Origin of the sequence: Arthrobacter globiformis (assembly GCF_030815865.1) — a bacterium.
GTDB classification, from domain to species: domain Bacteria; phylum Actinomycetota; class Actinomycetes; order Actinomycetales; family Micrococcaceae; genus Arthrobacter; species Arthrobacter globiformis_B.
In genome coordinates, this window is sequence record NZ_JAUSXI010000001.1 from 800,600 (window position 1) to 812,684 (window position 12,085).

Annotated in this window: 11 protein-coding genes and 2 pseudogenes; 11 read left to right on the forward strand and 2 right to left on the reverse strand. The window is 65.6% G+C overall.

Annotation, left to right across the window (positions count from 1 at the left end):
* Window positions 1-80: 80 nt before the first annotated feature.
* A pseudogene (locus QFZ33_RS23830) lies at window positions 81-176 on the forward strand (SDR family NAD(P)-dependent oxidoreductase); the annotation flags it as partial.
* A gap of 74 nt (window positions 177-250) precedes the next feature.
* Complete coding sequence (locus QFZ33_RS03710; protein WP_307024963.1) at window positions 251-1,252, forward strand: shikimate dehydrogenase family protein; 1,002 nt, start codon at window positions 251-253, stop codon at window positions 1,250-1,252.
* Window positions 1,253-1,340: 88 nt separating this feature from the next.
* Here the strand turns inward: QFZ33_RS03710 and QFZ33_RS23835 are convergent.
* A pseudogene (locus QFZ33_RS23835) lies at window positions 1,341-1,460 on the reverse strand (helix-turn-helix domain-containing protein); the annotation flags it as partial.
* A 402-nt stretch (window positions 1,461-1,862) separates the two neighbouring features.
* On the opposite strand from QFZ33_RS23835, the gene QFZ33_RS03715 reads away from it, so the two are divergent.
* Complete coding sequence (locus QFZ33_RS03715; protein ID WP_307024965.1) at window positions 1,863-2,561, forward strand: hypothetical protein; 699 nt, start codon at window positions 1,863-1,865, stop codon at window positions 2,559-2,561.
* 126 nt (window positions 2,562-2,687) lie between these two features.
* Here the strand turns inward: QFZ33_RS03715 and QFZ33_RS03720 are convergent, their stop codons facing one another.
* The gene (locus tag QFZ33_RS03720) at window positions 2,688-2,858 is read right to left on the reverse strand and encodes a LysR family transcriptional regulator (RefSeq protein ID WP_307024967.1); all 171 of its coding nucleotides are present in this window, start codon (window positions 2,856-2,858) and stop codon (window positions 2,688-2,690) included.
* A 92-nt stretch (window positions 2,859-2,950) separates the two neighbouring features.
* Between QFZ33_RS03720 and QFZ33_RS03725 the strand changes: the two genes are divergently transcribed.
* From QFZ33_RS03725 to QFZ33_RS03760, 8 genes are all read left to right on the forward strand, one after another.
* Window positions 2,951-3,853, forward strand: a complete 903-nt coding sequence (locus QFZ33_RS03725) for a LysR family transcriptional regulator (RefSeq protein WP_307024968.1) — start codon at window positions 2,951-2,953, stop codon at window positions 3,851-3,853.
* A 172-nt stretch (window positions 3,854-4,025) separates the two neighbouring features.
* On the forward strand, window positions 4,026-5,456 hold the full coding sequence (locus tag QFZ33_RS03730; RefSeq protein ID WP_307024970.1) for an MFS transporter: 1,431 nt from the start codon (window positions 4,026-4,028) through the stop codon (window positions 5,454-5,456).
* Window positions 5,453-6,361, forward strand: a complete 909-nt coding sequence (locus QFZ33_RS03735; RefSeq protein WP_307024971.1) for a shikimate dehydrogenase — start codon at window positions 5,453-5,455, stop codon at window positions 6,359-6,361. The genes QFZ33_RS03730 and QFZ33_RS03735 overlap by 4 nt, the downstream gene beginning before the upstream one ends.
* Before the next feature lie 2 nt (window positions 6,362-6,363).
* Window positions 6,364-7,104, forward strand: a complete 741-nt coding sequence (locus QFZ33_RS03740; protein WP_307024973.1) for an SDR family NAD(P)-dependent oxidoreductase — start codon at window positions 6,364-6,366, stop codon at window positions 7,102-7,104.
* Between the two features lie 67 nt (window positions 7,105-7,171).
* Window positions 7,172-8,296 (forward strand): Gfo/Idh/MocA family protein, encoded by a 1,125-nt coding sequence (locus QFZ33_RS03745; protein ID WP_307024974.1) that lies wholly within the window; start codon window positions 7,172-7,174, stop codon window positions 8,294-8,296.
* A gap of 9 nt (window positions 8,297-8,305) precedes the next feature.
* The gene (locus QFZ33_RS03750) at window positions 8,306-10,372 is read left to right on the forward strand and encodes an FAD-dependent oxidoreductase (RefSeq protein WP_307024976.1); all 2,067 of its coding nucleotides are present in this window, start codon (window positions 8,306-8,308) and stop codon (window positions 10,370-10,372) included.
* Window positions 10,369-11,238 (forward strand): sugar phosphate isomerase/epimerase family protein, encoded by an 870-nt coding sequence (locus QFZ33_RS03755; RefSeq protein WP_307024978.1) that lies wholly within the window; start codon window positions 10,369-10,371, stop codon window positions 11,236-11,238. Before QFZ33_RS03750 ends, QFZ33_RS03755 begins: the two co-directional genes overlap by 4 nt.
* A complete protein-coding gene (locus QFZ33_RS03760; RefSeq protein ID WP_307024980.1) occupies window positions 11,235-12,074 on the forward strand; it encodes an aldo/keto reductase in 840 nt (279 codons plus the stop codon). The genes QFZ33_RS03755 and QFZ33_RS03760 overlap by 4 nt, the downstream gene beginning before the upstream one ends.
* Window positions 12,075-12,085: the final 11 nt, after the last annotated feature.

Genomic DNA, 12,085 nt, shown 5'->3' on the forward strand with positions numbered 1-12,085 from the left:
GAGCGATGCGCACTGAAGCAGCCGCGCCCGGAGCCATGGCACACCCTTTGGGAAACACCTCAAGTAAGGACCCTAGAAAGATGAAAAGAGCAGACCAAGTCGTTCTGGTGACCGGATCAAGCGGCGGAATCGGCGATGCAGTCGTCAACGCACTCACAGCCGAAGGGGCCCTCGTCATAGGTGCCGACCACGGCCCGAAGGAGGGCCAGGAACTGGCCGGCTTCTTGTCATCGAAGTCATCCAGGTCCGCGTGGCTCCCGATATCTTGCAGGACAGGCTGCGCAAGCGAGGCCTCGAGCGCGACCCTGTCAAGCTCGCACAGTGGGACGAGTACTGGGCTGAGCACGGCGACCAACTCTGCTCCTGGACAGATGTTCCAGTGACGGAGCTGGGTGCACCGCACAAACGCGCGAACCCGATGATCAGCGGAACGACGACGCTCATCGCGCACCTGGGATATCCCACGCACACGTTCAAGTCGTCTCTGATCTGCAACCCATGGTTTGAAACGCACGCGATCGATGCAGTCGTCGTCCCCATGGGGATCAAACCGGAGGACTACCCCGACTTCTTCCGCTCCGTCTTCACGCTAACCAACATCCGAGGTGCGCTTGTCACCATGCCGCACAAGGTGGTCACCATGAACCTCGTCGACGAGGTCAGCCCAACCGCCCAGATCGCCGGTGCCACCAATGCCGTCCTCAGGCGAGATGACGGATCACTGTTGGCCGAGCAGTTCGACGGAGCAGGCTTCGTCCGCGGCGCCCTGCGCAAAGGATTCGACCCTCACGGCAAGCGGGCCCTGGTCGTCGGCAACGGCGGCGTGGGCTCGCCGATCGCCGCCTCATTGGCCGGCCTCGGACTTGCCGGCATCGGCTTGTTCGACCCCGATACAGGTGCCTCCGACGCGCTCGCCCAGCGCATCAGCGCGCACTACCCTGACGTGCAGATCGCCATGGGGTCCAAAGATCCCGAGGGCTACGATCTGATCGTCAACGCCACCCCGCTCGGCATGAGGGACGGTGACCCCATGCCTGTCGACATCGACCGGATCACCCCCGGCTCCTATGTCGGGGATGTCGTGCTGAAGGCCGAAATGACCCCATTCCTGCAGGCCGCCAAGGAAAAGGGATGCACAGTTCAGGTGGGCAGCGACATGCTGTTCGAGATGATCCCCGCTTACCTCGAGTTCTTCGGATTCGGCACTGCGACAGCCGAAGAACTGCGCACAACAGCGCAACTGCCCTTATGAAGAAAGGCCTCCGTGATGATGAGGTGGGTGTGAGTGAGGCTCTTCCGTTGATCCCTGAACGGCCACATGAGTTCCCGCACAATAGTGGTGCGCCGACCGTTGTCTCGAGATCTCGCACAACAACGCTGACGGCCGATTGCGCGATGTGCAGCTCCTTGGCGGCCGCGCTGAAGCTGACATCCCGGGCGACCGAAACTAAGATCTGCAACTATGGGTTCGTGACCTGCGGAAACGCTGCATTCGTCGTGGGACGGGAGTTCTCGCAGCTACTTTTACTCCCGTTGTTCTAACGCCTGTGAGGATTGGGGCGGCTGGTCTGGGACTGGCTGGCAGAGTAGGTGCAGGCCGTTCCACCCCGGCGGTTGTGACTCATCTGAACGCTTGGCCCCCGTTGGGTGCCCTGTTATCGACTTGTCCGTCCGTTGGGTGGGCGGCCGGCACCTGCCCGGCCCACCTCGGTGACTTGATCAGAAGATTGTCCGCCCCCGCGCGGGGCGTGGCTCGTCACAGTGCTGTTCCGAAGTGACCTCTACCCGGACTGGTACCGGCCCGTAACGGCCTGACATGTCAGCGAAATCGGTTCAACGGAAACTGCCCGTAACGTTCGTCGGTGCCGGACTGCCCCAGATCGCGGAGCTGGCAGGGGACGCCAAAATCCTACGCCGAACGGCTCTTTAAGTTCCCCAAGATCGGCTCCCTGGACTTCGAGGATGCGAAGAAAGCCCTGGCCGAGCCGGCACATCTGGAAGGCGCCCACTTCAATGACGACGCGCTGGCCCGGGCCTTTGACCTGACGGAAGGATACCCCTACTTCGTGCAGGAACTCGGATACCAGGTCTGGGCGGTCGCGGACGGGGATGTCATCACCCTTGACGACGTCGAGGACGCCAAAGACGCCTACGAGGCGAAGCTGGATTCCTCGTTCTTCCGGGTCCGGCTGGACCGGGCCACCCAGCTGCAGATCGCCTACATGCGCGCCATGGCCCAGCTGGGCCCCGACTCACAAAAGGCCGCGGACGTGGCCGCTGTCATGGGCGGAATCCACCCAGCTGGCACCCATCCGGTCAGAGCTGATCAACATGGGGCTGCTGTACACCCCGTCCCACGGCTACGCGGGATTCACCGTGCCCCATTTCGACCGTTTCATGCTCCGGGCCGTGCCGGAACTGGACGTACCACCGGTTCAAAAAAGACGTGCCAAGCCGAAAAAGTAGGCGCCTGCGGTTCCCGGTGCCGATCTGCCCACCGGAGGGCCCCTGTTTTCTACCGCCCAGGCGGTCCCGCACAGCCTGTCCGAACCGCGGGATGAACAGCGGAGAAACCAATGCTCCAACGTCCGTAAAACGTGCCGGTCTCGGTCGTGGCCGCGCGGCGGGCAAGGTCCAGTTCCTCAAGGATTTCCGGGCATGCGGCAGGAATGACAATCCGGCCGCCGTCAGGGAGACAGCCGGGTATTGCGCTCGAACAGGTCCGCGCCGAGGCTTTTCTCCAGCTTCTTGATGGTCTGGCTCAGCGGAGACTGTGCCATCCGCCGGCGGCTGGCGGCCCGGCCGAAGTGGAGCTCCTCCGCGACGGCCAGAAATGCCTCGATTTGCCGCAGCTCCATTCGCTGGCTCCCTGTGCTGGTCCGGTGGGTATCCCTGGAACGTCAGGCCCCCTGCCGGTTCGAGGTTCAGGTAAAGGGTACATTCTGAAGACATGACAGAGATCCGCTGGCTGGAAGCGTTCGTTGCGGTGGCCGAAGAACTGCACTTCGGCCGTGCTGCACAGCGCCTGCACACTTCACAGTCCCCGCTGAGTCAGACCATCCGGAAGCTTGAGGCGGATCTGGGGACGCGCCTTTTTGAGCGCAACACCCGAAGCGTGGCCCTCACGCCGGCGGGGTATGCCCTCCTGCCGCGCGCGTACCGTGTGCTGCGCGAGATGCGGCTGGCCCGGGAGGCGGCCCAGGCCGAGGTTGAGGGCGTTCGGGGCAACATCAGAATCGGATTCTCCGGAGCCGTGAACCACCTGACCCTCCCGCCGCTGACCCGTGCCGTGCGCCGGCGTCACCCCGACATCAAAATGGACCTCACGAGCCGTGTGCGCACGGCCGACGGATTAGCCAGCGTCGCGAACGGCACCCTGGACCTTGCCTTCGTGGGCCTTCCCGAGACTCCGGTTCCCTCGGTGATGACGCGGCTGGTGGCAAGGGAGGAAATCGGTGCGGTGCTGCCGCTGGATCATCCGCTGGCCCAGGAAAAATCGATACCGTTGCAGGCTCTGGCGGCCGATGACTTCATCTCTCCGCCGCTGGACGGCTCGTCCGCCATGACCGAAGTGATGCTCGCATCCTGCATGGCAGCGGGCTTCCGCCCGCGCATTGTCCAGGAGTTATCGGACCCCTACATGGTGCTGACCTTCGTGGCCGCAGGTGTGGGGGTCACCCTCATGAGCAGCGGGATAGCCGGGATCATACCCTCCGGCGCCACATACGTGGCCCTCGATCACCCGCAGCACTTCATGAATCACGCCATCGCGTGGTCCGAGGAAAATGACTCCGCCGTGTTGGCGGCTGTGCTCGCCGTCATGGAAGAGATTTTTCGTGAGATCCCCAACTGACCCTCACCTTATATAGTTGAATTACAGCATAGTGATAGATCATTTTAGTCGTGGACACACTAAGTGATTGCAGCCACACTGGATGGAGAAGCCGCATAGCGCGGCAAACCGTTTCGCAGCCGGCCCACCCGAGGAGCCCCCGAGACGGTCCCAGTTACCTGAAGGGAACACCATGTCAGTGCCGACATCGGCGCCAGCACGCCCCAGGAACAATGCGAAGATCGCAGCAGTTTCGGGGTTCGTTGGCAGCGCACTTGAGTACTACGACTTTTTCATCTTCGGCTCGGCGGCGGCGCTGATCTTCGGGAAGCTGTTCTTCGCCCCCGGTCCTTCCGCGATGCTGTTGTCCTTCGCGACGGTCGGCGTCGCGTACATCGCCCGCCCGCTCGGGGCAATGGTCTGCGGGCACCTTGGCGACACATTCGGCCGGAAGCGCGTGCTGCTCCTCACTTTGGTATTGATGGGCTCATCGACCTTCCTGATCGGCTGCCTGCCCACCTACCACGACATTGGAATGGCAGCGCCGATCCTCATCGTGGTCCTTCGGCTTCTTCAGGGACTTTCTGCCGGCGGCGAATCGCCAGGTTCGAGTTCTCTTACCCTTGAGCACGCACCGGACAGGAAGCGCGCCTTCTACACGAGCTGGACGATGAGCGGCATCATGTTCGGCATCGTGCTCTCCACGCTTGTGTTCATTCCCGTGGCGTCCATGCCCGAGGACCAGCTGCTGGCCTGGGGCTGGCGTATCCCGTTCCTCGCCAGCGCCGTGGTTACCATCATCGCCTTTGTGCTCCGGCGCCTCCTCGAAGAGCCGCCGGTCTTTGAGGAAGTCAAAGAGCACGACGAAGTCGTCAAGGTACCTCTCGTCACGCTGTTCCGGCACCACTGGGTCACCGTCATCCGTGTCACCGCCATGTCGCTGTTCACGATCATCAACACCATCATCAACGTCTTCGCACTCTCCTACGCCACCTCGGTCGTCGGGGTGGACAAGGGGCTGATGCTGACAGTGATCGCCGTGGCCAACATCGCCGCGGTCGCCATGGGGCCGCTGTCCGGCATGCTGGCCGACCGGATCGGCCGCAAACCTGTCTTCGTCTCCGGGCTCGTGCTGCAGATCGCCATGATCTACGTGTTCTTCTCGGCCCTGTCCGCCGCCAACGTTCCCCTGATCTTCCTCACCGGAATCCTGCTGATCGGCGTTGCCTACACCGGTTCGAATGCTATCTACCCCGCCTACTTCCCGGAGCAGTTTCCGGTCAAGGTCCGCTACTCAGGTATGGCCATCAGCCTCATGTTCGGCCTGCTTCTCGCCGGATTCGCCCCCGTGATTTCCGAGCTGCTGGTCGGTGGCGACAAGGCCAACTGGATTCCCGTCGCAACGTTCGCAGCCGTGGCCTGCCTGGTCTCAGCAATCGCCGCGCTGCTGGCACCCGAGACGTTCAAGACTCCGACGGCCCTGCTGGGACTGAAGAAATCCGACCCACGGCGTCACGCGGCGTCGTCCGTCCCCCCGGATTCCGTCACAACGCAGCCCGAAGCGCAGCAGCCCAGCACGGCCGGGCACACCTCCCGCGCCGTCGCCGATAGGGCACGGGCATGAGCCAGCAAACCCTGGCGGGCACCTGGGCGTTCCGGCCGCGGAAAGCCGGTATCAGCCATCGCTTCGTGGTGGGTTTGCTCGGTTCCGGTATCGGCGGGTCCCTTACCCCGGGCCTCCACGAAGCGGAAGCCGACAGGCTGGGCCTTGCCTACACCTACCGCGTCATCGATCTGGATGCCATCGGAGAACCTGCAGAAAGGTCCGCGGCGCTCGTCCGGCACGCAGCTGATCTCGGATTCGACGGCCTGAACGTCACCCACCCGAGTAAGCAACTGGTGCAGGATGGCCTGGACGAGCTTTCGCCTGAAGCCCGGATTCTCGGTGCCGTGAACACCATCACCTTTCACGACGGCAAGGCAGTGGGCCACAACACGGACCACACCGGCTTCATCGGCGGTCTCCGGGCAGGACTCCCGTCGGCCGCGACCGGCTCCGTGGTGCAGATCGGTGCGGGCGGAGCCGGCGCCGCGGTGGCCTTCGGGCTACTCAGCGCCGGAACCCGGCACCTGGTCATCGCCGACATCGAACCGGCCCGCGCCGAGGCCCTCGCCGCCCGGCTGGCCCCGCACTTTCCGGACAGCCAGCTGTCGGTGACCCGGACGGATGCTGTCGCCGGAAGCATCCGGGACGCCGATGGGCTGGTGAACTCAACGCCCATCGGCATGACAGGCCACCCCGGTGTGCCCGTGGATCCTGGCCTGATCCACTCCGGGCTGTGGGTAGCGGACGTGATCTACCGGCCGCTCGAAACCGAACTGATCAAGGCAGCGCGCGGCAAGGGCTGCGCCGTACTCGACGGCGGACGCATGGTGGTGGGACAGGCCGCCGCCGCCTTCGAGCTTTTCACCGGCATCAGCGCCGACTCCGACAGCATGCTGGCCACGTTTCGGCAGGTGGTCCGCTAAGCATGGATGCCCAGACACCGACCACCATCGCCGAGTCCCGCTGCCTGGTAGTCGGGGCAGCCAGCGGCATCGGGCTCGCGACGGCGGCACGCCTCAGGGCGTCCGGCGCCGCGGTGGTAGGGACCGACCTGCCCTCGTCCACCTGGCCCGGCGAACCAGGCACCTCATCACTCGGCATGGACGTCACCGACCCGGCATCGGTTGCGGCGGCCGTCTCTGCGGCGGCCCTGGAGATGGGAGGGCTCGACGCGGTGGTGAACTGCGCGGGCATCTTGGGGCCGGTGGCCCCGGCAGCCGCCACATCGGTCGAAGACTTCGAACGCATCATGAAGATCAACCTGACAGGGGCGTTCATAGTCTCGCAGGCCGTCCTCCCGGGGATGGCCGAGGCAGGGTACGGACGGCTGCTTCATATCTCCTCGACGGCGGGCAAGGAAGGCGTGGTCAATATGCCCGCCTACTCTGCCAGCAAGGCCGGAATTCTCGGCCTGGTCAAGTCCCTCGCCAAGGAGTTCGCCTTGTCCGGCGTCACCGTCAACGCCCTCGCCCCGGGCAATGTGGTGACCCCGCTTTTCGCTGAAGTGCCGAAAAAACAGCAGGCGGCCCAGGCCTCCAAGATCCCCATGGGCAGGTTCGGGACGCCCGCCGAAGCTGCCGCCCTCATCGAATTCATCGTTTCACCGGCTGCCTCCTACACCACCGGCTCCGTCTTCGATCTGTCCGGCGGCCGGGCCACCTACTAGCCCCGCACCAGCCTCTGCCCTACCGCACCACACTTTCCTACCAACACCAGAAAGATGGCACCTGTTGATGATCACCCCATCACCTGTCACCGTCCGCCCCCTTCGCATCGGAATCGCAGGGTGCGGGGCGATCTCCCGCAACCACCTGGAGGCGTTCCGCGCCCTGGACGACGTCGTCATCGTGGGCGTCTGCGACATCGACCTGAAGCGAGCCCAAGACACCGCGGAAGCCTGGGAAATCCCTGCAGCGGTCAACACCGTCCAGGAGCTCCTGGGGCTGGACCTGAACATCGTCTCGGTCTGCACCCCGCACCCCACCCACGAGGATGTGGTGCTCCAGGCCGCTGCGGCAGGAGTCCACGTGCTCTGCGAAAAGCCCGTCGCCACTGAATTGGCGTCCGCAGAGCGCATGGTGAAGGCCTGCGACGATGCCGGCGTGAAGCTGGGTGTCCTCTTCCAACGCCGGTTCTGGCCGGCCGCCCGGCGCATCCGCGCCGCGATCAACGACGGCACCCTGGGCCGGCCCATCATGGGCCAATGCTCGGTGATGCTGCACCGTGAACCGGAGTACTACTCCCGCGATGCCTGGCGCGGGACCTGGGCCAGCGACGGCGGCGGGGTCCTCATGACCCAGGCCATCCATTTCATCGACCTGCTGCAGTGGTTTATGGGAGACGTGGCCGAGGTCTACGGGAAAATCAACACCTATAAACATGGCGAGCACATCGACGTGGAAGACTCAGCGACCGCCGTCATCACGTTCACCTCCGGCGCCATGGCCACCCTTGAAGCGTCGACGGCGGTGTCCCCGAGCCTGGGCGTACAGATCCGCGTCACGGGGGAGACCGGCGCCTCCGCTTCCCTGACCGAATTCCCGGAAGGCAGCGACGGGCGCGTGGATTTGTGGGCCGCGGCCGGGACGATCAGCACCGAGCCTGTTTACCCGGACGGAGTTGACCCGAACGTCAGCCTGGCCACGATCAACGGCCAGCTCATCCCGCACCACACCGCCCAGGTCCGCGATTTTGTCCGGAGCATCCGCGGCGGCGCGGACCCCGCCATCACCGGCCAGGACGCGACGAAGGCCTTGCGGATACTGCTGGCGGTATACGAATCGTCCCGGACAGGTAATCCAGTCCGCTTCACCCCGCTGCCTGAAAGCACACGACCCCTCGCGCAGATTGCGGGCTAAGGAACAGCAATGGAACAGAACACACGCTACGCCGCACGCCCCCTGACGCTGGGCCGCAACGGCCGCACCCCGAAAACCCTCCGCAACCGCCTGGCCTCCGCACCCATGGAACGCAACTACGGCACCACGGACGGCCACATCACCGAGCAGTACATCGACTACCTTGTCACCCGCGCTAAAGCCGGACTGGGGATGGTCACCACCGAGGCCACCTACGTCCGCGCCGACGGCAAGGGCCGCACCCACCAGCTGGGCCTGCACAGCGATGCCATGATCCCGGGCCTTCGCAGACTCACAGACGCCCTGCACGCCGAAGGTGCCCTGGCCGCCGTCGAACTTAACCACGGCGGCCGCACTGCCCAGTCAGCCCTCTCCGGGCACAAGAACCTGGCGCCCTCACCGGTGGCATGCGAGGTGGCAGGCGGTGAAGTTCCCCGTGAACTCACCGTCGAGGAGTGCCACGAGCTGGTGGAGGCCTACGCCCAAGCCGCCCGCCGCGCGGTGCAGGCCGGTTTCGACGTCATCAACATCCACGGCGCCCACGGCTACCTGATCCACCAGTTCATGTCACCCATCTCGAACCACCGCACGGACGAGTTCGCCGCCCCGGAACGTTTCATGAACCTCGTCATCGACGCCGTGCGGGCAGCGGTCCCGGACACCGTCGTGGGCATGCGCGTGTCCGTAATCGAGGGCCCTGCAGACGGCATCTCCGCCGAACAGCAGCTGGCCATCATTGCGAAGGCGCACCTGGAGCAGCTGGACTTCCTGGACATTTCCGCCGGCAACTACGAGGCCGGCGAATGGATCGTGCAGTCCGGCGAATGGAAGCCCGGCATCCTCGCCGACTACGCCAAGGCCTACCGCCAGTTCGGCCTGCCGCTCGGCATGGCCGGCCGGCTGAACTCCCCGGAAATCATCGAGGAAGTGCTCCGCCAGGGGACCTGCGACTTCGTCAGCCTGGCCCGTGCCATCCACGCCGACCCAGCGTTCGTGGGGGGAGTCCTGCGCGATGAGCGCTACCGCCCCTGCATCGCCTGCAACGTCTGCATCGACAACCTGGGCCTGGGCCAGGTGACCTGCACCGTCAACCCCGCAGTGGGACGCTCCCGCGTCCCGATCCCCACACCCGCCGTCCGCGACGGTTCCCGCGTCGTGGTGGTGGGCGCGGGCCCCGCGGGCCTCACCGCCGCGCGCGAGCTTGCCGAAGCGGGAGCACAGGTGACCATGCTCGACGACGGCTCCCGCGCCGGCGGTCAGTTTGCCCTCGCCGAAAGGATGAAGTCCACCCCGGACTTCCACCGCTTCGCCGAATGGTCGGCCGCGGAGAACGCCCGACTTGGCATCGAGGTCCGCCTGGATTCACACGTGGACACCGACCACCTCGACGGCCTTGTCCGGGACACTGCGGCAGACGCCGTCGTGCTGGCCACCGGCGGGCTCCTGCCCGCTGCCGGGTTCATTGGGGAGGAATCCGCCAACGTCCTGGATGTGCGCGAATGGCTCGCCGCCCACCCCGAGGTCATTGACGCTGACGCCACGCATCCCGTCATTCCGGATGCCGTGACGATCTGGGGTGCGGATTCCGTTGCCATGAGCGTTGCGGACACGCTGGCTGACCGGGGGACTGCCGTCCTGCTCATCGGGCCGCAGACGGCTCTGGCGCCCGAGTCCGGCCGCCGCGCCAAAATCCTGGCCGTTCCCCGGCTCGAGAGGAATCCCCGGGTGCGGATCCGCCTCGATTCAACCATCGAGGAATACGACGGCGGCCGGGTCCGGATCAGCGGCCCGGGTCTAGCGCCTGGAGGCGAGTGGCTGGACGCGCCGGGACCGCTCCTGGTTTCGCGCTCCGTCGTTCCGCTGGACGGCACTGTCCCGCCGGACACCCGCGATGCAGAGCTGAGCCGCGATGCCGGGGTGCCGGTGACGCTGGCCGGAACCGTGGTGGACCAGACGCCCGCCATTGCCTCCAATGCCGTCAAGAGCGGCTACGACGCAGCACAGCGGATCGCTTCCCTCCTCACGGCGGGGGCTACCGCCGACAACGAACTCAGCCTGAACGGAGCACAGTCATGACCGGAAACGCGCAGAGGCCCCTCGGCCTGGCCCAGCTTTCCCTGCTGAACACAGCCCCGCCTGACCTGGTAGCAGTCGCTGCCCAGGCAGGCTTTGACTTCATTGGCGTCCGGGTACGCCCGGTGACACCGGCGGAACGCCCCTACGACCTCCATCCAGGGTCACCGATGCTGCGCAAGACCCTCTCCAGGATGCAGGACACCGGCGTGACCGTGCGCGATATCGAGTTCCTGCTTTTGGACGGCAGCGACCAGCGCGAAGCATGGCTGCGCATGATGGAAGCGGGCCAAGCACTGGGGGCAAGCTCCCTCACCGTGGCCGGCGCCGATCCGGACAGCACCCGACTGGTCGGCACGCTGGCCCGGATGACCGAGGACGGCCGCGGTTTCGGGATCACCCCAACTCTGGAGGCGATCTCCTACCAGCCCGTCGCCTCGATCGCCCAGGCCGCGGACATCGCCCGCCAAGCCGGCTGCCGGATCGTGGTGGATACCCTGCACTTCAACCGCTACAACGGTCCGGGCGCAGCCGCCCAGTGGGAGGAGCTGCGCGCCAACGCAGACCTCGTGCCGCTCCTGCAGCTGTGCGACGGGCCGGCGGCACGGCCAGCCACCCGCGAGGAGCTGGTCACCGAATCCCGCTCGGAGCGGGAGGTTCCCGGCGAGGGCAAGTTCAGCCTCGCCGCAGCGGTTGCCGCACTTCCGGCCAGCCTTCCGGTCAGTGCGGAGGCCCCCTCAGACCGGCGCGTGGCAGAACTCGGCGAGCTCGGTTGGGCACGCCTGCTCAAATCAGGGGTGGACGCCGTGCTGGCCCAGGCAAGCAGCCTGCAGCTGACCGGCACTCTTGACACGGCAGGTGCGAAATGAACGGCACCACAGCAGAGATCACGACGACGGAACTCGCGCCGGACGTGCGCATACCGCTCATCGGGCTGGGAACCTGGCCCCTGACGGGTGAGGATGCCGCCACTGCGGTGTCCCAGGCCATCGGCAATGGCTACCGGCACATCGAGACGGCCGAGAACTACGCCAACGAAGCCGCCGTGGGGGAGGGCATCCGCCGCAGCGGCATCGACCGCGGAAACCTTTTCCTCACCACCAAGTTCAACACCCGGTGGCACAGCCGCAGCGGAGTGCGCGATGCCTTCGGCCAGGCGGTGCAGCGGCTCGGCACCGAGTACTTGGACCTGTTCCTGGTTCACTGGCCCAACCCCGGCCAGGGGCGATTCATTGAGGCCTGCGAAGGGTTGCAGGACCTCGTTGATGACGGCTCCATCAGGGCCTGGGGTGTCTCAAACTTCAAACCGGCGCACCTGCAGGCCGTCCTGGACGCCGGCATGGCGGTCCCGCTGAACCAGGTGCAGGTTGATCCCGAGCACGGACAACCGGCCCAATTGGCATACCACCGCGAGCACGGCATCCTCACTGCCGCCTACAGCCCCCTTGGCCGCCGTGGTGGCTTCCTCAGCCATCCGGCAGTCAGCGGCCCTGCCAGGGAGCTCGGCAGGACCCCGACCCAGATCGTCCTGCGCTGGCATGTCCAGCACGGCCGTGTGGCTGTGCCGAAGTCCGCGGACAACCAACGCAAACGGGAGAACCTGGACGTCTTCAGTTTCGCCCTGACCCAGCAGCAAATGGCTGCGATTGACGCACTCGAAACCGGTGCACCGCCGCGCCTGGACTCCGACACCTACTTCCACTGAGAAAGCACTGA

Bases quoted from the DNA above. Each gene is read 5' to 3' on its own strand.
- QFZ33_RS03720 (WP_307024967.1), bottom strand. From the start codon at position 2,858: ATGGAGCTGCGGCAAATCGAGGCATTTCTGGCCGTCGCGGAGGAGCTC.
- QFZ33_RS03725 (WP_307024968.1), top strand. From the start codon at position 2,951: ATGACAGAGATCCGCTGGCTGGAAGCGTTCGTTGCGGTGGCCGAAGAA.
- QFZ33_RS03730 (WP_307024970.1), top strand. From the start codon at position 4,026: ATGTCAGTGCCGACATCGGCGCCAGCACGCCCCAGGAACAATGCGAAG.
- QFZ33_RS03735 (WP_307024971.1), top strand. From the start codon at position 5,453: ATGAGCCAGCAAACCCTGGCGGGCACCTGGGCGTTCCGGCCGCGGAAA.
- QFZ33_RS03740 (WP_307024973.1), top strand. From the start codon at position 6,364: ATGGATGCCCAGACACCGACCACCATCGCCGAGTCCCGCTGCCTGGTA.
- QFZ33_RS03745 (WP_307024974.1), top strand. From the start codon at position 7,172: ATGATCACCCCATCACCTGTCACCGTCCGCCCCCTTCGCATCGGAATC.
- QFZ33_RS03750 (WP_307024976.1), top strand. From the start codon at position 8,306: ATGGAACAGAACACACGCTACGCCGCACGCCCCCTGACGCTGGGCCGC.
- QFZ33_RS03755 (WP_307024978.1), top strand. From the start codon at position 10,369: ATGACCGGAAACGCGCAGAGGCCCCTCGGCCTGGCCCAGCTTTCCCTG.
- QFZ33_RS03760 (WP_307024980.1), top strand. From the start codon at position 11,235: ATGAACGGCACCACAGCAGAGATCACGACGACGGAACTCGCGCCGGAC.